The organism is Pseudofrankia saprophytica, assembly GCF_000235425.2.
GTDB classification, from domain to species: Bacteria; Actinomycetota; Actinomycetes; order Frankiales; family Frankiaceae; genus Pseudofrankia; species Pseudofrankia saprophytica.
The window spans coordinates 6,944,198-6,962,328 of the sequence record NZ_KI912266.1; the positions used below are offsets into that span (position 1 = coordinate 6,944,198).

The following is an 18,131-nucleotide window of genomic DNA, read 5'->3' on the forward strand; positions in this document are numbered from 1 at the left end:
CCCGGCCCGGCCGCGTGCGGATGGACGTCAGCCAGGCTCGGTGTAGTTCTCGCGCCACTCGCTCATGGGCCCGTTCGTCCCGTCCGAACGCGCGGCAGAGACGCGCCACCGGACGGCGCCGTAGCCCTGCCAGGTCATCGAGTAGGACGGGGCGGTTCCCTGGTATGGCGCCAGCATCTGCCAGCCGCTGCCCGACGACTGCTCGAACAACAGCACATAGCTGTCCGCGCCCGCGACGGCGTTCCACGAGTAGGTGACCTTGTCACCCGGGAAGAAGGTGGCTCGATCCGCCGGGCCGATGAGGACGGGCGCGGTGAGCGGCTGACGCACCGTGACGGTGACCGGCTGGCTCGTCGCGCGTGTCCCGGTCGCGTCGATCACCGTCAGCGTGACGGTATAGGTGCCTGGGCTCTCGAAGGTGTAGCTGGCGCTGCCGTCACCCGACTCGCGGACGACTCCGCCGAAGGAGAAGTCGTACGTCGACAGCGGATGTGAGCCGGCGCGGGAGCCGGAACCGTCGGCCGCCACCGTGAGCGGCGCGTCGCCACTGGTCTTGTCGAGGCGCAGCGCCGCCGTCGGCGGGTCGTTCTTCAGCGAGGTGGTGATGGACGCGGTGGTGTGCGTGCCTGTTGTTCCGGTCGGGCCGGACCCGCTGGGCGACGCCCTCGCGGTCTCGGAACCAGTCGGGGCCGGCGGCGTCGAGACGACGCCCTCGCTGGGCGACGCCCCGCCATCACCAGGCGTGGCCGTCGAACCCCGGCCCGGCAGCACGAACGCGGCCAGCATTACCACAGCGGCCGCCAGGGCCGCCGCCATGATCACCGTCACGACCGGCCACCGGCTCCGGCGCGCGGCATCCGGCCGACGGATCGCGCCGCCGTCGTCATCGCCGTCCTCGGCGGCGGCGCCGCGGCCGGACCTGGCCGGCGGCAGCGCAAGGACGACTGTCCCGCCAGGAGGTTCGGGCGATTCAGGGGAGCCGGGAGACCGAGGGGATTCGGGAGCTTCAGGGGATTCAGACACGCCGGGGGTCCGCGCGGCGGGAATCGCCGCCGCCGGCCCGGGCGAGTCCAGGCCGCCCGCTCCGGCGGGGCCACGCTCGGCCGGACCGTCCGCAGGCCCACCACCGGGCGCCGCCTCCGCTCCCCGCGCCGAAGGCGTGTCGGCTTCCGGAGCCGGTTCGGGTGGTTCGGGATAGGCGGGTGGCTCGTCTGGAACGGGATTCTCGGGCGCTACCAGGTCGCGCAGCGCGACGGCCCTGGGCCGGCCCCCCGCGGTCCGGTCCGGGAACGTCGGCTCGGCGGCGGGCTTGGCGCGCCCGCTGACGGCCTCGCCGATGCGGGCCAGCAGGAATTCCCTGGCCTCGCCTTCGGAAAGCGGGAAGAGGTCCAGGGAGACGATGTGGCGCAGCAGCGCGGGGCGGTCGCAGTCCTCCACCCGGACCGGGATCAGCCGGCGTGCGAAGCCGTCGGGGTCCTGCCCGTAGGCCGCCTGCCACTCCGTATTGCCGTACACCGACTGCAGATATGCCCCGGACAGGACGGCGAGGATCCTTCTCGCCCCCTGCATGCCCTCCTGCATCCGGGCCATCCAGTGGGTGCCCGGTACGAAGTCCCAGGCCTGCACGAGGACCCGGTAGCCGGCGGACTCCAGCTGCCAGGCGATCCACTCGGCCCAGTCGCGATCGGCCTGCGTATAGGACACGAAGAAGTCCCAGAGGCCTTCCGGCGGCCGCGCCGCGGTACCACCATCCGTTTCCGCGCGCCGCCGGGTGAGGACGTCCGAGGCGTCGTCCTTCTGCTCCACGCCGCCGGCTCCTGAACCGGTCGTCTGGGTATGCATTCCCGGCGGGCCGCTCGGCGCCGCGTCAGGATTCCGTTTGTCCAAGGCCCCCGCCACCTGCCGTGCCCCCGCCGGACCGAGACGGATTCTATCGGCGCGCGAGCCGGATTCCCGATGTGTCGGCGACGGCACGCCGACGGGCGCGGCGGGACAGCAGGCGGCCGCGGTACCAGGCCGGGAGACGGCACCGGCCACCGCCCCGGCTGGCCGAGCCTGGTCCGTGCTTCCTACCGGAGGTCCAGCCCCAACATCCGGATGGCGTTACCGCGAACGATCTTGTGTACGGTGTCGGCGTCGAGGCCGGCCATCATCTCCTCGGCGACCTTCTTCGTGTGCGGCCAGGTCGAGTCGGTATGCGGGTAGTCGGTCTCGAAGGTGACGTTGTCGACGCCGATCTCGGCCAGCGACGCGAGGCCGTGCCGGTCACGGAAGAAGCAGCCGAACACCTGCCGGTGGAAGTAGGTCGACGGCGGCTCGGGGACGATGTCGCGTACGCCGGCCCAGGCACGGTGCTCACGCCACACGTCGTCCGCCCGCTCCAGCGCGTACGGCAGCCAGCCGATCTGGCCCTCCGAGTAGGCGAGTTTCAGCGTCGGGAAGCGCACGAGCACGCCGGAGAACAGCCAGTCGGCGAGCGAGGCCATCGCGTTGTTGAACGACAGCGTCGCGGCGACGGCGACCGGCGCGTCTCCTGACGTGGCGGGCATCTGGGACGAGGAGCCGATGTGCATGCACACGACCGTCCCCGTCTCGGCGCAGGCGGCGAAGAACGGGTCCCAGTAGCCGCTGTGAATGCTCGGCAGCCCCAGCTTCGGCGGGATCTCGCTGAAGCAGACCGCCCGCACGCCGCGGGCCGCGTTGCGGCGCACCTCGGCGGCCGCCGCCTCGGCGTCCCACAACGGGATGATGCACAGCGGGATCAGCCGGCCGCCGGAGTCGCCGCACCACTCCTCGACCATCCACTCGTTGTAGGCCGTGACGCAGGCGGCGGCGAGATCGCGGTCCGAGGCCTCGGCGAACGTCTGGCCGCAGAAGCGCGGGAAGGTGGGGAACGACAGCGACGCCTCGACGTGGTTGAGGTCCATGTCGGCAAGCCGGGCGACCGGGTCGTAGCAGCCGGCGCGCATCTCGTCGTAGGTGATCGGCGACATCGTCATGTCGTCGCGGTCGAAGCCGACGGCCGCGACGTGCCGCTTGTTGATGTAGACGAGGTCCTCGTAGATCCAGCAGTCGGCCTTTGGCCCGTCCGGGTCGAAGGTCTGCCGGTAGGCGCCGCCGCCGACGTGCTCCATCGTCCCGATGCCGCGCCGCTCGACCCGGGGCCCGGCGTCGCGGAAGCGGGCCGGCAGCCACGTCCTCCACAGGTGCGCGGGCTCCACCACGTGGTCGTCCACGCTGATGATCTTCGGTAGCTCGCCGAAGGAGTGTCCCTCGCCGCCGTCGCCGGTCGCCATGCCTCGTCCTCCCTCGCCCCCGCAGCCACTGCCCGGCCACCACGGCCACCGCGGCCACCGCGCGACCGCCAGGCGGCCGCGGCGCGGCGGCCTGACCCGCTCCCCATCCCGCGTCCGTCATCCGACGCTAGCATCCGACCTGACGGACCGTCAGGTTATCTGCCTCCGGGAGACCCCATGACCAGCACCGGCGCGACGACCATGCCGGCCTACCGGATCGACGACTGGCTCAGGAAGCCTCGTCTGATGGATGTTCCCGTGCCGCGGCCTGGTCGCGGCGAGGTGCTGGTCGCGGTGGCGGCGAACGGGCTGTGCCATTCGGACCTGACGATGAGCCAGATTCCGGGCGAGATAGGCGAGCTGATCGGCTGGCGGATGCCGTTCACCCTCGGCCACGAGATCGCCGGCACCGTCGCCGCGCTCGGCGAGGAGGCGACCGACGCCCCGCTGGTCGGCACCCCCGTCGCGCTGGTCTCGCCGACGTCCTGCGGTCGCTGCGCCTACTGCCTGGCCGGCAGGGACAGCGCCTGCCCGAACGGCCTGGCCGGCCGCGGCTACGGCCGCGACGGCGGGCTCGCGCCGTACGTCGTCGCGCCGGTGCGGGCGCTGATCCCGCTGAACGGGCTGGACCCGGTGGCCGCCGCGCCGCTCACCGACGCCGGCGCCACCTCCTACCACGCCGTCCGCCGGGTGCTGCCCGTCCTGGACCCGGGCGGTACCGCCGTCGTCATCGGCGCCGGCGGCCTCGGCGGGTTCGCCATCCAGCACCTGAAGGCCTGCTCGCCCGCCCGGGTCGTCGCGGTCGACACCTCGCCCGCCCGCCTGGCCACCGCCCGGGAGCTGGGCGCCGACGAGACCGTCAGCGGCGTGGGTGGCGAGCGGGGCGACCCGGCCCGGGCGGCGGGAGCGCTGAAGGAGGCCTGCGGCGGCGACGGCGCCGCCGCGGTGCTCGACTTCGTCGGCACCGACGCGACGATCACCGCGGGGATCGGCGCCGTCCGCCCGTGCGGCGCCTTCGGCCTGGTCGGCTCCGGCGGCGGCCGGCTGCGCGCCGCCTGGTACGGCGGCCTGCCCCGCGAGGCAGACGTGTTCACCTTCCAGGGCTCGACGATCGCCGACGCCCATGCCGTCGTCGCCCTGGCCGCCGCCGGCAGGATCCGCAGCCTCGTCGAGGTCTTTCCGCTCGACGCCGTCGCGGACGCCTACCGCGCCCTCGACGAGACGACCCTGCGCGGCCGCGCCGTCATCACGCCATAGACCGGGGCGGGGCCCCGCCTCCGACGCTGCCAGGCCAGTTGTCCACAGGTCCGGCATGTCCGATTGACGCTGATCCGTCGACCATGGGGAGTCGCCTCAGACAGTGTCGGAGACAGCAGTGGTCGTTCCGACAGAAGGACTCGACCGGGGAGGACTTAGTGGCCACAATGATCTATGAAAATGTAGCCACCAAGGAGGCCACGATGGACGTCGGCATCCGCGAGTTGCGGGACAACCTGAGCCGCCACCTTGCCGAGGTACGCGCAGGTCATACGCTGACCATCACCGATCATGGCCGCGCCATCGCCCGGCTGGTACCCGTCACGGAACCCACGCCGCTCGAGCGGTTGATCGCCGAGGGCCTAGTGGAACCAGCCCGGTCGCGTACCCGCGCTACACCCAGGCCGGTCGACGCGAACGGCCCGGTCAGCGACCTCGTGAGCGAGCAGCGCGGATGATCTGCTATTTCGACACCTCCGCCTTCATCTCGCTTCTGGTCAGCGAATCTGGCTCGGCGGCGGCGACGCAGGTCTGGAAAGCAGCGGACCGTGTGGTGTCGTCGAGGTTGCTCTACGTCGAGGCCGCTGCCGGGCTAGCGCAGGCGCATCGGCTCGGACGGCTCAGCAGGATCACCCACGAGGCGGCGCTGTCTCAGCTTGACGAGCTGTACGCCAACGTCGACGTCGTGGCCGTGAACGACCGTCTCGTGGCCAGGGCGGCGACGCTTGCCAGGAGGATGGCCCTGCGAGCCTATGACGCGGTGCATTGCGCAGCCGCGCAGATGCTGGCATCGGATGACCTTGTGATCGCCAGCGGCGACAAGACACTCCTGTCGGCCTGCCGAACCCTGGGCCTGGCCACAGCCGATACCAGCGTCATCAGTCAGGCCTAGGCCCTCGGCTGGTGCGCGGCTCGGGGCAGGGGATTTCCGGATGTTCCGGTGTCGCGTCCGCGCCTAAGATCATGGCGTGTCCGCTCCGCCCGCCGATGCTTTCGGCCATCCTGGTGAGGTAGTTCCGACCGGCGGGGTGCTGCCCGACCCGAAGGCGCCGGCTCCGGCGCTGTCGGGGGCGACTCCCGGGGCCGCCGGTGAGGCAGCCGTGCGCGGCCCGTCGCGGCTGCCCTATCTGCTCTCGACGGTCGGGCTGGAGAGCATGACCGCCGTCACCGCCCCGTTCCTCGGCCGCACGCTCGGGGCGGCGCCGTTCGCGCTCGCGGGGGTGGAGGCCGCCGGCCGCGCCGGATCGGCCGCCGCCAGGTACGGCCGCAACCAGCTCTCCGACCGGCAGCCGGGGCTGCGCGGGTTCCTGGACCTCGCCGGCTCGACCGGGCTCGCGCTCGCGGCCGGGTTCCTCGCCGCCAGCAGCGTGCTCTGGCAGGCCGGCGCCTGCCGGGCCGGTTCCTGGGCGGCGCGCGGGCTGGGGACGCCCGCGCTCGAGGAGCACGCGAGCGCGGCGGCCCCGGCGCACCAGCTCGGCCGGCGGATCGGGTTCGAGCGGTCCATCGGCGCGCTCGGCGCGGCGGTCGGCGCGCTGCTGGTGGCGGTGCTGCTGGAGGTCACCGACACCCGCGGCGTCATCGGCTACGCCCTGGTTCCCGTCGCCCTGGCGGTGGTGGTGAGCATCCTCGGCCTGCGGCGTACCCGGGCCGACGCGCCGCCGCCCGCCCCCACCCAGATCAAGATCACGAAGCTGCGCGGCGGGCCGCTCGGCATCCTGCTGCTCGGGATCGTCTGCTACGAGGCGTCCAACATCGCGGTCGTGCTGCTCCTGCTGCGAGCTTCGAAGATCGTCAGCGTGAGCGAGGCGCTGCCCGTCGTCCAGCGAGTAGCCCTCTGCTACGGGCTCTACCAGCTCAGCGCCGCCGCCTGCGCGGTGGTCGCGGGCCGGCTGACGGACCGCGCCGCCGCGAGCCTGGTGCTCGCCGCCGGCGGGCTGAGCCTCCTGGGCGCCTACATCGGCCTGGCGTGGGCCAGCGCGGGCGACGACGCGATCGTGGTGCTCTGCCTCCTGCTCGCCGGGGCCGCGGCCGGGGCGGTCGACACCGCGGAGTTCACCGGCGTGGCCCGGCTAACCAGCCCGGACTCGCGGCGCGCCGCGTTCGGCGTGCTCGCCGGGCTGCAGAGCGGCGGCCGGGTGTTCGCGACGCTGACCGCGGGCGGGCTGTGGACCCTGATCGGCCCCAAGGCCGGCCTGCTGGTCTGCGGGCCGCTGCTCGTCGCCGCCATCGTCATCTTCGCCGTACGGGTGGACCGCCCCAGCCGGTCCGAGCGCGCGGCGAGCGCGGCGGCCGCGGCGCCCGGCACCCCGCGATCCCGGCCCTAAGGCGCGAGGATCGGGGCTTCGCCCGGGTAGCGGACGCCGAGGACGGCGCGGACGCGGTCGAGGGTGGTCGCGACTCGGATGCTCTCGGCCGGCGGCATCACGTCGCTGTCGAGGTGGCCGGCGCGCAGCCGGTCGTGGACGTGGCGCACCTGGTAATGCAGGCCGATCCCGGTCAGCGGCGTCTCGATCCTGCGTTCGCCGGCTGAGCCGTCCGCCTCGCCGCCGATGCGGACCGGCGCCGCCCGGGTACGCACCAGCAGCACCTCCGGTGCCCACATCGACGCCGGGAACTCCAGCGACCCGCGGGTGCCGGTGACCCGGGCCGTCCCCGGCAGGTCGGCCCGCAGCGACGACGTCGCGACGGCGAGGGCGCCCGCGTCGTAACGCAGCACCGCGACGACATGCTCGTCGACCCCGGTGGAGCCGACGATGCCGCCGGCGGTGACGTCGTCCGGGGCGCCGAGCAGCAGGTGGGCGAACTGCACGGGGTAGATGCCGATGTCCAGCACGCTGCCGCCGCCGAGCGCCGGGTCGAACAGCCGGTGGGCCGGATCGAACGGCGCGCGGAAGCCGAACTCGGCCTCGACCAGCAGCACGTCGCCGATCTCACCGTTCCCGATCAGGTCGCGCATCACCCGGTAGCCCGGCGTGAACCGGCTCCACACCGCCTCCATCAGGAATCGGCCGGCGGCGGCCGCCGCGGCCGCCATCTCGCCGGCCTGCGCGGCGTTCAGCGCGAGCGGCTTCTCGCAGAGGACGTGCTTGCCCGCGCCGAGGAACAGCAGCGTGTGCGCGAGATGGGCCGGGTGGGGCGAGGCGACGTAGACGATGTCGACGTCCGGGTCCGCGGCGAGCGCCTCGTAGCTGCCATGACGGCGCGGCACGGCGAACTCGGCGCCGAAGGCCTCGGCACTCGCGGCGCCGCGTGAGCCGACCGCGACCAGCTCGGCGTCCTCGACCAGCGTGAGGTCGCGGGCGAACTCCCTGGCGATCATGCCGGTGCCCGCGATACCCCACCGGAACCGCGGGCCGGCGGCCGGGAGGTTCGCCGGCGCGGACGGTGACGACGACGCTGAGGGCTCTTCCACGTCGGCCATCCTGCTCCAGCGCGTGCCCGGGTGTCCTCAGCCGGGGTGGGGGCCGCCGAGTGCGGTGGTCACGGTGGTCGCGGCGGCGCGCAGGGCCGCGACCGGGTCCTCGCCAGTGGCGGCGGCGCCGAGCGGGCCGTGGACACCGATGAGCGTCAGGACCAGAACCACTGTCCCGTCACGGCCGAACACGGGCACGGACACGGTGCGCAGCTCGTCCTCCTGGCCGCCGGGAGCCGCCCGCCCGTTCTCGAGGCCCGGCTGGCCACCGCCGGGCCAGGGCGGCGCCGACGGCGACTCGTAGCCGGGCGGAAGGGCGCGGATCAGCCGGCGCACCGCGTCGTGGCCGGGGTCCGCGGGGTCCGTCGGGTCGGCCTTGGCCAGCACGGTGTTCAGCTCGCCGTGCCAGCCGGCTCCCCGCCCGACGGCGTAGCCGGCGGCCCGGACCTCGGCGAGGGTCGCCTCCAGCGCCTGGGCGGTGCCGGGCGGGCAGTCCCGGCCCGCCCGGTCCAGCCAGGCGCGCCGGGCGAGCTCGCCCGCCCAGGCGACGAACGCCGTGCCCAGCGGCGGCAGGAACGGGATGCGCTGCCCGACCCGGGTCGGCAGCTCGCCGGACGGCGACGAGCCGGGGGCCGCGTTCGCGACCAGCACCATCTCGTCACCGACTGCGGCGCTGGCCACGCACTCGGCGCCGAGCCGGGCGGCCAGCTCCTCCATCTGCGGGCGGGCGAGGTCGGCGGTACGCAGCTGGACGGCGAGGTCGCCCTCCCAGGCGGCGAGCGACAGCGGCGAGAACCGGCCGTAGCCGCCCTGGAAGAAGACCAGCGGCAACGCCGATCGGCCGACGTCGAGGACCCGCACCCGGCCGAGCACCAGGTCATGGTCGCCCGCCGGATGGATGGCCGCGAGGTCGCAGTCGATCCAGGCGACGGCGCCGTCGAGGATCGGCGCCCCCGACGGCGCCGGCCGCCAGGACAGCTCGGCGAACTTGTCACCGCCGCTGACGGCGAACGTCCGGCAGACCGACTCCTGGTCGTAGCCGAGGATGTTCACGCAGAAGCGGCCGGTGGCCGCGATGCGCGGCCAGCTGCTCGACCGGCGATCCGGGAAGAACGCGACGAGCGGCGGGTCCAGCGACGCCGACGAGAACGAGCCGACCGCGAGCCCCACGGGCGCGCCGTCCCGGTCGAGGCCGGTGATCACGGCCACGCCGGTGGGAAAGTTCCCCAGCACCTGCCGGAACCAGCCGGCGTCGATCGCGTTCGGCGGTTGCGGTGCCATCAGGCTCAGCTCCCTGCGACGTTCGTCGTTTCCCAGAAGACCGAAGAGACGCCATCATGCGGCGGGCGCCGCTTCCCGAGCGGCGATGTCCCGAGCGGCGATGTCCCGGCCGGAGGTCGGTGTGACCGGCCACGGGTCCCGGCCTGGCCTCGCGCCAGGCCGGGACCCGGCCGTCCTACTCCTCGATCAGGCCCGACAGCCGCTGGGTCGTCGCGATCCATTCCTCCACCAGGCCGTGCACGACCTCGGCGGCGGGGCGGCGGGCGTTCATCCGCCCGACGATCTGGCCGACCGGGAACCCGTTGAGCTCAGGCGTGCCGGCCCGGGTGAACCGGCGGGCGGCCTCGGCCCAGACCACGCCCTGCAGCGGCATCGGCAGCGTCTTCGGCGCGTCCGGCCGTTCCCAGGCGTCCGTCCAGGCGTTGCGCAGCAGGCGAGCGGGCTTGCCCGTCATCGAGCGCGACCGGACGGTGTCCCGCGAGGTCGCCTTCAGCAGGTTGTCGACGGCGGCCAGGTTGGTGTCCGCCTCGGCGACCGTGAGCCAGATGGAGCCGGTCCAGGCACCCTGCGCGCCGAGCGCGAGCGCCGCCGCCATCTGGCGCCCCGAACCGATCCCGCCGGCCGCGAGCACCGGGATGTTCGGCCCGACGGCGTCGACGACATCGGGGACCAGCACCATCGTCCCGATCTCGCCCGTGTGCCCGCCGGCCTCGGTGCCCTGCGCCACGATGATGTCGACGCCCTGCTCGACCTGCTTGACGGCGTGCCGCGGGCTGCCGACCAGCGCGCCGACCAGGATGCCGTGCTCGTGCGCCCGGTCGACGACCTCCTTCGGCGGCGGGCCAAGCGCGTTGACGAGCAGGCGGGTCGGGTGCTTGAGCGCCACCTCGACCTGGCCTGGGCCTTCGAGGTCGACGGCGAGGCCCGCGGCCTTGATGTCACGGCCGTCCTCGGCGTCCTCGGGCAGCGGTGGGACACCGTACTCGGCGAGCACCGAGTCGACGAACGCCCGGTGTTCCGCCGGCACGAGACCGGAGATCTTCTCCCGGGTGAGACCCTCGCCCTTGCCCATGTACGCGTTCGGCATGACGATGTCGACGCCGTAGGGCTTGCCATCGACGTGGTCGTCGATCCAGGACAGCTCGACCTCGAGCTCCTCGGCGTTGAACGCCAGCGCGCCGAGCACCCCGAACCCGCCTGCCCGGCTCACCGCGGCGACGACGTCGCGGCAGTGCGAGAACGCGAAGATCGGGAACTCGATGCCGAGCCGGTCACAGATGGGTGTTCGCACCACGACCCCTTCGTTCGGTTACCTGGGGGCTGGGCCCACCGGGCCGTCGCCCATGGCCTGCGGTTCCAGTCGCGGGCGGCGGGCTCCTCCGCACCTGCCGCCCGTCGGTGTAGGCATACAAGCATCTTTCAGCCCGAATTGAAACCAGTTCTATTTTTTAGGCGGCGGGCTTCAGACGCAAGCCGAACCGACGGCGACAGCCGTGACCGCGCCCGGACCCGCGCCCGGATCCGTTGCTCACATCCACGTCGCGGCCTGGGGAAGAGGTCCGGTGGGCGGATAGCGTCGCCGCGTGCCACGCCGGTCCTTGTCGATGCCAGACCGGCTGGCTCGTCCCGGCCTCCGGCGCGCCTCGGCCGGGCCGGTGCGGTGAGCACCGCCGACCTCGCGCTGCTGGTCGTCGCCGGTGTGCTGGCCGGGATCACCGGAACGGTGGGACTCGCGTCGCTGGTCTCCTACCCGGCGCTGCTCGCCGCCGGGCTGCGCCCCCTGGACGCCAACGTCACCAACACGGTCGCCCTGGTCTGCGTCGCCGTCGGCGCGGTCGCCGGCTCCCGGCCGGAGCTGGCCGGCCAGACGCGGCGGGTGCTGCGGTACGGCACGCTGACGCTGCTTGGCGGCTCGGCGGGCGCGGCACTGCTGCTGACGACGCCGCCGGGGGTGTTCAGGCTGGCCGTGCCATGGCTGATCGCGGGCGCCGCGGTGCTGCTCGCGCTGCAGCCGCGGCTGGTGAGCAGGCCGACCGGCGTGATCGACGAACGCGGGCTCCCGGTGACCGCCGCGGTGCTCGGCGTGGGTGTCTACCTCGGCTACTTCGGCGCCGGCGGCGGGGTGGCGCTGCTGGCCGTGCTCGCGGTGGCGCTGCCGGAGCCGCTGGCCCGGGTGAACGCCGTCAAGACCGTGTCCGGCGGGTTCGCGAACCTGCTCGCGGCCGTCGCGTTCGCGCTCGCCGCCCCGGTGCACTGGGCGGCGGCCGGGGCCCTCGCGGCCGGGCTGCTCGTGGGCGGAACCGTCGGACCGGCGATCGTCCGCGTCCTGCCCGCGACGGCCGTCCGGCTCGCCGTGTCCGCCGCCGCCCTGTGCCTGGCCGTCAGCCTCGGCGTCGACGCCTACCGCGCCGGCTGAGGCCTGCCCGCCGAGACGGGCCCCCGGCCGAGGCAGGCCGGCCGGCGCGGGCGGTCAGCCGAGGGCGGTCAGGTCGAACAGGCGGGGGTCGGGGGTGTCGCCGATGGTGAGGCGGCGCAGCGCGCAGCGCTCCGCGAGCCGGCCGAGGTAGTAGGCCGCGAGCTCGACGATGACGCCGGTCTCGTCGTCCACGACGACGTCGAAGCGCTGCGCGCCGTCGGCGAGCCCTTCGAGCGCCGGCGGGCGCGGGCCGGGGCGGGGCACCATGGCGAGGCGGGTGGAGGGCCGGCCACCGACGTGCACCGACGCGACCAGCCTCGGCCGCAGCCAGGACAGCAGCAGCCAGGGCCGGACGAGCAGCTGCTCGCGCACGATCAGGCCGGGCCGCCGCGGCGGGCCCGCCTCCCCGACGGTCCCGGTGCCGCTGACGGCCTCGCCGCGGCGGCGGCGCCAGTGTTCGCCGACGACGACCGTCACCTCGTCCTCGTCGGGCCACTCGACCCGCAGCCTGCCGTCGGCGGCGAGCAGCCGGCCGCGACGGACCACCGGGTCGGTGGCGTCCTCGCCGCGGGCGGGCGGGGCGGGCACCGGCACGAACGCCGCCGGCGCTGCCCCGCCCGGGACGCGCGAGGCCGCTCCCCCGCCGCTGAGGCTGGGCGTTCCCGCGTCGCCGAGATCCGCGGCCCAGGCGTCGAGAATCGACTCCCAGTCGGAGCCCGACGCGTCCCAGTCGCCGAGGCCGTCGTCGGCCGCGCCCTGGCCGCCGCTCGTGGCTGGTTCGCCGCTGGTCCTGGCCCTGGGGTCACGCACGAACGCCGCGCGGCGCGCGTCCGCGATCGTGCCCGGGTCGTAGCGGCGTACCAGCTCGGCATGGACGGACGGCCACCCCTCGCCGCAGGCGACCATTACCGCAAGTGCGTCACCCAACGACCTCATGTCGTGATGTTGACACAGGTCGCCACGAACTGTTGGGCCTTTGTTCACGGTCGGTCTCCGCGTTCAGGCGCCCAGCGACCGAGGGCGGGGCGCGCTCAGTGCTCCGCCGCCACGAGGCGGACCTGCATCTCCTTGACGCCGTTGATGAAGTTCGAGCGGAGGCGGCGCGGCGCGGCGGTCGGCACGACCTGGGCGACGCGACGGGCCAGCGTCCGGTACATGATCTCGATCTCCAACTGCGCGAGGTGGCGGCCCAGGCAGAAGTGCGGGCCACCGCCGCCGAAGCCGACGTGCGGGTTCGGGTCGCGGCCGATGTCGAACACCGAGGGGTTCTCGAAGACCGTCTCGTCGAAGTTGGCCGCCGTGTAGTACATGATGACCTTGTCGTTCTCCCTGATGAGCTGGCCGGAGAGCTCGACGTCGCGGGTGGCGGTGCGCCGGAAGCCCATCACCGGGCTCACCCAGCGGACCATCTCGTCGGCGGCGAGGCGAGCCATCCGGTCCGGGTCGGCGCGCAGCCGCTCCCACTGCTCCGGGAAGTCGATCAGAGCCTGCATGCCACCGGAGATCGCGTTCCGGGTGGTCTCGTTGCCGGCGACCATCAGCAGGATGAAGAACAGGTCGAACTCCAGCTCGGAGAGCGAGAGGCCGTTCTCGTCCGGGACGACCAGCTTGCTGACGATGTCGTCGACCGGGCAGCCTCGCTTGGCCTTGCCCAGCTCGTTGGCGTAGGCGTACGCCTCCATCGCGGCCACCAGGCCCTCGTCGGGGGCCGGGCTGAGCTCCGGGTCGTCGGCCGCGAGCATTCGGTTCGACCATTCGAAGAGCTTGTAGCGGTCGGCGTTCGGGACGCCCATCAGCTCCGCGATGACCACGAGGGGCAGCTCGGCCGCGCACAGTGCCACGAAGTCTCCGGTGCCTGCCGCCAGCGCCTTGTCCACGATCGTGTCGCAGGCACTCTGGATCTTGTCGGTGAGCCGGCCGATGGTGCGCGGCGTGAAGCCGCGGTTGACCAGGGCGCGCAGCCGGGTGTGGTCCGGCGGGTCCATGTTGACCATCATCAGCTGCTGCTCGGCCAACCGCTCCGGATCCTGCTCGTTGAGGAAGCAGGTCTGCCGGTGCGAGGAGAAGATCTCCGGGTTGCGGGAGACGTACGTGACGTCGGCGTGCCTGGTCAGAGCCCAGAACCCCTCCGGCAGCTCGTGGTCGGCATGGTGGAAGACCGGGGCCTCGGCTCGCAGCACGGCGAACTGGTCGTGCGGGACACCGGTGACGTACAGCTCGGGGTCGTAGACGTCGATGGTGTCGAGGCTGATCTGCGATGCCATGGGGACCTCCGGGTACGGCGCGACCGGCCGGGCGGGGCAGGCAGGGCTGGCAGGTGCTGGCGGCAGGGCAGTGGGGGCGACCTGACCTGAGCACCCGTCAGGTTGCGTGCCCTACGGGACTTTCAGTCTGGGACAAGTTTGTAAAGTTGCCAACCCCCAACGCGCCTTTCAGTGAAGGGAAATTCTGTAAAGAGGCGATGGACGCGGGAGTGGGCGTCCGCCCAGGCCGTGGGTCGCGACCCGGACGGCGAGCACCCTGGCCCCAAAGCGGCGTCGCCGAGGCTCCGGCCCGGCGGTGCCCGGGTGGGATCCTCGGCGACGGCGAATCAGCCGATCAGACCATGAGAAATGACAGGTCGTCAGGAACGGCCGCGACCTGGGCCGAGCGGCCGCGAGCCGGGCCGGGCGGCGGTGAGCTCAGCGGAGCTGGTCGACGTAGGTATCGGTGCCGGGCAGCGTGGGGACGAAGGGCGCGACGAGCTCGAGGCGGCCGGCGCCACCGGCCTCGGCCTCCTCGGCCGCGCGCCCGAACGCCTCGCCCCACACCGAGCGCGGGTCGGACTCCAGGAACCACAGCACGGTCACCCGCCGGCCGAGCCCCTCGACCTGCTTGACGTAGGACATCCGGTTCTCCGGCAGCGGCAGCGGCGTGAAGTACAGGCCCATCGCGACGCCGGGCACGCCCAGCACCCGCGGGGCCCGCTCGGCCCGCAGCCACTCGAGGACACCCGCGACCCCGGTGCCGCCCGGCTCGGCGGCCTCGGCCGGCGCGTCGACGACCTCCACCACCAGGCCCTGGTACGGGTAGTCGAGCGCGTGGACGTCGCGCGGCCTCGACGGCCCGCCCGGCCCCGACGCGTCCCGATACGACGCCCCCAGATAGCGCTGGAACGCGGTGAAGATGTGGTCGCGGTCCAGGTAGACCCGCCCGTCCGGCAGAAGGCGCTGGTTGGTGGCCACCGTCCAGCGCATGTGCTCCTCCTGGCGGCCCTTCGTGATCCAGTAGACCGCGAGGTAGCAGCCGTTCGTGACCGGCTGGGCGATCACGGAGTCCGCCGGGCGGCGCAGCAGCTGCAGGTCGCGGGGGGCGACCCAGCGGCGGCCGGCGAACATCCACGGCATCGCCATCGCGCCGGCGTAGAAGTGGTCGTCCTCGTACCAGCGGTTGTAGGCGTGCTCGTGGCCCGGCCGCGGCTCGACCATCGTGATCAGCGCCGAGCCGATGTCGACCGCGTACGGCCCGACCGCCGCGAGCCCGGTGTAGGCCGGGTCCGGGTCGGCCCACGCGACGGGCTCGGCCGGGTCCCTCGTCACGGTCACCGGTTGACCGGCTCCGGCTCCGGTTCCGGCCGCGCCGGGCTCGGCGTCGGCGGGTGTGGCCATCCTGCCGGGTTCGCTGGTGGTCGTCATGGCGGATCCCTCCTGTCGGCTGGCAGCGGGCAAGCCTAGGCCACCACCGCGGCCGGAATCTGTCGACCCGTCAGAAAATCTTCTAGACTCCAGTGCCCGTGACCTCGACCGCGCCGCAGCCGGCGCCCGCCGCCACCCCAGCTCCCGGCTCGCTCGCCTACGGCATGCAGCTGCCCGTCCAGGCGCAGAGCGCGCTGTTCGCCGAGCCGTGGGAGCGCGCGGCGGGTCCGGCCGAGCTGGCCGCCGTCGCCGCCGCAGCCGACGCGGCCGGCTTCGACTACGTTGGCGTGTGCGACCACGTCGCGATCCCCCGCCGGCTCGCCGCCGCGATGGGAACCGTCTGGTACGACACCGTCGCCACGCTCGGCTGGCTCGCGGCCCAGACGACGCGTACCCGCCTGCTGTCCCACGTCTTCAACGTCACCTACCGCCATCCGCTGGTGACGGCGAAGTCGTTCGCCACCCTGGACGCGCTCTCGGGCGGCCGGTTGATCGTCGGGGTCGGTGCCGGCCATGTCCCCGAGGAGTTCGCCGCGCTGGGCGTGGACTTCCACCGCCGCGGCCAGCTCCTCGACGCCAGCCTCACGGACGTCGACGCCGCGCTGCGCGACGAGTTCGCGCTCACCGACCCGGCCGGCGGCGGCCTGGGACAGGCTCCCAGGCCCGTCCAGTCCCCGCGGCCACCGATCTGGGTCGGTGGGTCGGCTCCCGCCGCCGTCCGCCGCGCCGCTCGCTACGACGGCTGGCTCCCCCAGGGCACCTCCCGCGCCGAGATGCGCCCGCTGGTGGAGCTGTTCGCCAAGGAGCGGGCCGGCGCCGGGATCGAGGCGCCGGCGGCCGTCGGCGCCGTCACGGAGTGGCTGTACGTCGGCACGCCCGGCTGGGAGGTCGACCGTCCCTGCGTCAGCGGCACGCCGGCCGAGCTCGCCGAGAACCTGCGCGAGTACGCGGCGATCGGCGTCACCCACCTGCAGGTCCGCTTCCCCAGCCGCACCCTGGCGGAGCTCACCGACCAGATCGCCGCGTTCGGCGCCGAGGTCGGGCCGCTCCTCACCAGCTGAGGGCCGCCCAGCCCTCGGCCCCGCGCCGGTTCGCCGAAGCCGGCCACCGTGACGCCGTTGGGGACGCGTTACTGTCCCATGCTCCCCGGTTCCCGGCCTCGGTCAGGGGCGCGGCTTCAGTCTGAACGGCGCTTCCGGCGCAGCAGGGTGAATGTCAGACCAACAAGCACGACCAGGACGACCGCCAGGGAGGCAAGGAGGACGGGCCCAGGCCGGGAGGTCCTGGTGGCCGGGTCGGTGCCGGTCCTGCCGGGCAGCGTGACGGTGGCCTGAGTGGTCCGTTCGAGAAGGCCACTCCTGAGTCGGATCTTGACCGTCCACCTGCCCTCGGGTAGCCGGCTGTCGAGGACCACCTCGACCGGTCCGGCCTGACCGGTGCCCACGGTGGTGCCGAGCCGGGCAGGGAACGGTCCGGCGCTGAGTCCGCCGGGGCCGTCGGTCAGGGTCAGATCGCCGCTGAGATCCAGTGCGCGGCCGCCGGTGTTGTGGACCCGCGTGGTGACGGCCGGTCGGCCGTTCGCCAGGCGCTTCGCGGTGATCCTGTCGATGACGAAGTCGGATGGAGGGGGTCCGCCGGGGCCGACGGCCAGGTAGACACGCACACCTACGCGGCTGACTTCGAGGATGCCTTTGCTCTGCTCCGGTGTGGAGGAGGCGGCGACCTCGGCCCAGATGCCGGCGTAGCGCTCGCCTGGGGAGGCGTCCCGAGGTACCGCGATGGTCACGGTGACAGGTGCCGACGCACCGGGCGGCAGGGTCAGGACGTGCCGGTCGAGGCTCATCCAGCTCGTCAGCTCGTTGGGGGTATGTCCTGGAGCGACGTCGAACGATCCGTTCTTGACGGACGCCGCTCCGGGGTAGATCGACACGTGCGCCTCGGCGTCGGACTTGTTGGTGACCTCGACTCGCCTGTGGATCACGGCACCGAGTTTGAGGTAGTCGACGATGTAGAGCCGCGCGCGGGGGTCGTCGACATCGTCAGCCGGCACGTCGACCAGGCGGATCCCGACGCTTCCCGACGTGGAACCACTGGCCCGCGCGGGCTGGGTGAGCGCGGTCGTGGCCGGGATCAGAGTCCCGGCCACGACCACTGCGAGTGCGGTGAGAACACGTCGCACGCTGTACACAGCCGGATGTCGTCTCGTCAGATGACCGAGTGGGTGACGACCGAGCTATACGTCCCCGCGGTGGCGTTGGGCGGAATCGTCGCGGTAATCGTGGGATCCCACGTCGCGGTGTTGTTACCGCCACCAGGCCAGGTCGGATTGAGCGTCACGATCTGCTGCGGGTTGGGTGTGAGCGTCACCGGCGTGTTGATGGTCCACTGGCTGATCGGGATTCCCGTGGAACTGACCACTCCGGTGTCGTACGACGCGCTGAGGACATGCGTCCCGTTTTGCAACGGTGTCGCCGAGACCGACGCCGCCCAGGCGGCGGGGTCCGCGCTGCGGTTGTCGGTCACGGTCACCGGGCCTAGCGGGCCGCTGGCGGACGAATCCGTCACGGGCTTGATGCCAAGGCTCACCGGCAAGGTTGGCACGGTGATGTCCAGCGTTCCACCCGTGAGTTCAAGGGTGACCGCGGTGTCTCCAGAACCAGCCGCACTGGCCGGCAGCGCCATTGCGGCGGCGAGAATCACGGAACCTGCAAAGATGGGGACAGTTCTACGCAAAGCACACCTCTTTGGACATCGCAAAGTCGGCGAAACGAGCCGGATTTGGATCACGCTCCTCG

16 protein-coding genes are annotated in these 18,131 nt (G+C 73.1%); 6 read left to right on the forward strand and 10 right to left on the reverse strand.

The genetic code is table 11. The features are described from left to right. Nucleotides 1–27: 27 nt before the first annotated feature. Both FRCN3DRAFT_RS55455 and FRCN3DRAFT_RS0229275 read right to left on the reverse strand, forming a co-directional pair. Nucleotides 28–1,806, reverse strand: coding sequence for a TIR domain-containing protein (locus FRCN3DRAFT_RS55455; RefSeq protein WP_007515136.1), 1,779 nt, complete (start codon nucleotides 1,804–1,806; stop codon nucleotides 28–30). 263 nt (nucleotides 1,807–2,069) lie between these two features. Next, nucleotides 2,070–3,296 (reverse strand): amidohydrolase family protein, encoded by a 1,227-nt coding sequence (locus tag FRCN3DRAFT_RS0229275; protein ID WP_007515134.1) that lies wholly within the window; start codon nucleotides 3,294–3,296, stop codon nucleotides 2,070–2,072. A gap of 177 nt (nucleotides 3,297–3,473) precedes the next feature. Here FRCN3DRAFT_RS0229275 and FRCN3DRAFT_RS0229280 point away from each other — a divergent pair, with 177 nt between their 5' ends. The 4 genes from FRCN3DRAFT_RS0229280 (at nucleotide 3,474) to FRCN3DRAFT_RS0229295 (ending at nucleotide 6,877) form a co-directional block, all read left to right on the forward strand. After that, complete coding sequence (locus FRCN3DRAFT_RS0229280) at nucleotides 3,474–4,553, forward strand: alcohol dehydrogenase catalytic domain-containing protein (RefSeq protein WP_007515132.1); 1,080 nt, start codon at nucleotides 3,474–3,476, stop codon at nucleotides 4,551–4,553. A 203-nt stretch (nucleotides 4,554–4,756) separates the two neighbouring features. Next, nucleotides 4,757–5,011, forward strand: a complete 255-nt coding sequence (locus FRCN3DRAFT_RS0229285) for a type II toxin-antitoxin system Phd/YefM family antitoxin (RefSeq protein ID WP_027141052.1) — start codon at nucleotides 4,757–4,759, stop codon at nucleotides 5,009–5,011. Then, complete coding sequence (locus FRCN3DRAFT_RS0229290; protein ID WP_007515128.1) at nucleotides 5,008–5,445, forward strand: type II toxin-antitoxin system VapC family toxin; 438 nt, start codon at nucleotides 5,008–5,010, stop codon at nucleotides 5,443–5,445. Before FRCN3DRAFT_RS0229285 ends, FRCN3DRAFT_RS0229290 begins: the two co-directional genes overlap by 4 nt. Before the next feature lie 76 nt (nucleotides 5,446–5,521). Next, nucleotides 5,522–6,877, forward strand: a complete 1,356-nt coding sequence (locus tag FRCN3DRAFT_RS0229295) for an MFS transporter (RefSeq protein ID WP_232794187.1) — start codon at nucleotides 5,522–5,524, stop codon at nucleotides 6,875–6,877. Here the strand turns inward: FRCN3DRAFT_RS0229295 and FRCN3DRAFT_RS0229300 are convergent. From FRCN3DRAFT_RS0229300 to FRCN3DRAFT_RS0229310, 3 genes are all read right to left on the reverse strand, one after another. Then, nucleotides 6,874–7,965, reverse strand: coding sequence for a Gfo/Idh/MocA family protein (locus FRCN3DRAFT_RS0229300; RefSeq protein WP_007515124.1), 1,092 nt, complete (start codon nucleotides 7,963–7,965; stop codon nucleotides 6,874–6,876). The two genes, FRCN3DRAFT_RS0229295 and FRCN3DRAFT_RS0229300, sit on opposite strands and share 4 nt — an antisense overlap. 36 nt (nucleotides 7,966–8,001) lie before the next feature. Further along, nucleotides 8,002–9,246: a flavin reductase gene (locus FRCN3DRAFT_RS0229305; protein WP_007515123.1), complete on the reverse strand. Its 1,245-nt coding sequence runs from the start codon at nucleotides 9,244–9,246 to the stop codon at nucleotides 8,002–8,004. A gap of 175 nt (nucleotides 9,247–9,421) precedes the next feature. Continuing rightward, nucleotides 9,422–10,540, reverse strand: coding sequence for a nitronate monooxygenase (locus tag FRCN3DRAFT_RS0229310; RefSeq protein ID WP_232794188.1), 1,119 nt, complete (start codon nucleotides 10,538–10,540; stop codon nucleotides 9,422–9,424). 366 nt (nucleotides 10,541–10,906) lie between these two features. Between FRCN3DRAFT_RS0229310 and FRCN3DRAFT_RS0229315 the strand changes: the two genes are divergently transcribed. After that, nucleotides 10,907–11,662 (forward strand): sulfite exporter TauE/SafE family protein, encoded by a 756-nt coding sequence (locus tag FRCN3DRAFT_RS0229315; RefSeq protein WP_007515121.1) that lies wholly within the window; start codon nucleotides 10,907–10,909, stop codon nucleotides 11,660–11,662. A gap of 54 nt (nucleotides 11,663–11,716) precedes the next feature. Here FRCN3DRAFT_RS0229315 and FRCN3DRAFT_RS0229320 read toward each other — a convergent pair whose 3' ends face one another. The 3 genes from FRCN3DRAFT_RS0229320 to FRCN3DRAFT_RS0229330 all read right to left on the reverse strand — a co-directional run bounded on the left by FRCN3DRAFT_RS0229320 (nucleotide 11,717) and on the right by FRCN3DRAFT_RS0229330 (nucleotide 15,336). Beyond that, the gene (locus tag FRCN3DRAFT_RS0229320; RefSeq protein WP_131803555.1) at nucleotides 11,717–12,598 is read right to left on the reverse strand and encodes a hypothetical protein; all 882 of its coding nucleotides are present in this window, start codon (nucleotides 12,596–12,598) and stop codon (nucleotides 11,717–11,719) included. Nucleotides 12,599–12,693: 95 nt separating this feature from the next. Continuing rightward, nucleotides 12,694–13,926 (reverse strand): cytochrome P450, encoded by a 1,233-nt coding sequence (locus FRCN3DRAFT_RS0229325; protein ID WP_007515119.1) that lies wholly within the window; start codon nucleotides 13,924–13,926, stop codon nucleotides 12,694–12,696. Nucleotides 13,927–14,343: 417 nt separating this feature from the next. Further along, nucleotides 14,344–15,336 carry a hypothetical protein gene (locus FRCN3DRAFT_RS0229330; RefSeq protein WP_007515118.1) on the reverse strand — a complete coding sequence of 331 codons (993 nt, stop codon included), beginning with the start codon at nucleotides 15,334–15,336 and terminating at the stop codon, nucleotides 14,344–14,346. Nucleotides 15,337–15,434: 98 nt separating this feature from the next. Here FRCN3DRAFT_RS0229330 and FRCN3DRAFT_RS0229335 point away from each other — a divergent pair, with 98 nt between their 5' ends. Then, nucleotides 15,435–16,397: a TIGR03619 family F420-dependent LLM class oxidoreductase gene (locus FRCN3DRAFT_RS0229335; protein WP_035925364.1), complete on the forward strand. Its 963-nt coding sequence runs from the start codon at nucleotides 15,435–15,437 to the stop codon at nucleotides 16,395–16,397. A 116-nt stretch (nucleotides 16,398–16,513) separates the two neighbouring features. Here the strand turns inward: FRCN3DRAFT_RS0229335 and FRCN3DRAFT_RS0229340 are convergent, their stop codons facing one another. Both FRCN3DRAFT_RS0229340 and FRCN3DRAFT_RS0229345 read right to left on the reverse strand, forming a co-directional pair. Next, nucleotides 16,514–17,482 carry a COG1361 family protein gene (locus FRCN3DRAFT_RS0229340; protein WP_232794189.1) on the reverse strand — a complete coding sequence of 323 codons (969 nt, stop codon included), beginning with the start codon at nucleotides 17,480–17,482 and terminating at the stop codon, nucleotides 16,514–16,516. Nucleotides 17,483–17,541: 59 nt separating this feature from the next. Further along, a complete protein-coding gene (locus FRCN3DRAFT_RS0229345) occupies nucleotides 17,542–18,036 on the reverse strand; it encodes a hypothetical protein (RefSeq protein WP_007515115.1) in 495 nt (164 codons plus the stop codon). Nucleotides 18,037–18,131: the final 95 nt, after the last annotated feature.

What these genes read in the sequence shown, in the direction of transcription:
- FRCN3DRAFT_RS0229275 (WP_007515134.1), bottom strand. Translation starts at nt 3,296, where the DNA reads ATGGCGACCGGCGACGGCGGCGAGGGACACTCCTTCGGCGAGCTACCG.
- FRCN3DRAFT_RS0229330 (WP_007515118.1), bottom strand. Translation starts at nt 15,336, where the DNA reads ATGACGACCACCAGCGAACCCGGCAGGATGGCCACACCCGCCGACGCC.
- FRCN3DRAFT_RS0229325 (WP_007515119.1), bottom strand. Translation starts at nt 13,926, where the DNA reads ATGGCATCGCAGATCAGCCTCGACACCATCGACGTCTACGACCCCGAG.
- FRCN3DRAFT_RS0229320 (WP_131803555.1), bottom strand. Translation starts at nt 12,598, where the DNA reads ATGAGGTCGTTGGGTGACGCACTTGCGGTAATGGTCGCCTGCGGCGAG.
- FRCN3DRAFT_RS0229280 (WP_007515132.1), top strand. Translation starts at nt 3,474, where the DNA reads ATGACCAGCACCGGCGCGACGACCATGCCGGCCTACCGGATCGACGAC.
- FRCN3DRAFT_RS0229305 (WP_007515123.1), bottom strand. Translation starts at nt 9,246, where the DNA reads ATGGCACCGCAACCGCCGAACGCGATCGACGCCGGCTGGTTCCGGCAG.
- FRCN3DRAFT_RS0229285 (WP_027141052.1), top strand. Translation starts at nt 4,757, where the DNA reads ATGGACGTCGGCATCCGCGAGTTGCGGGACAACCTGAGCCGCCACCTT.
- FRCN3DRAFT_RS0229290 (WP_007515128.1), top strand. Translation starts at nt 5,008, where the DNA reads ATGATCTGCTATTTCGACACCTCCGCCTTCATCTCGCTTCTGGTCAGC.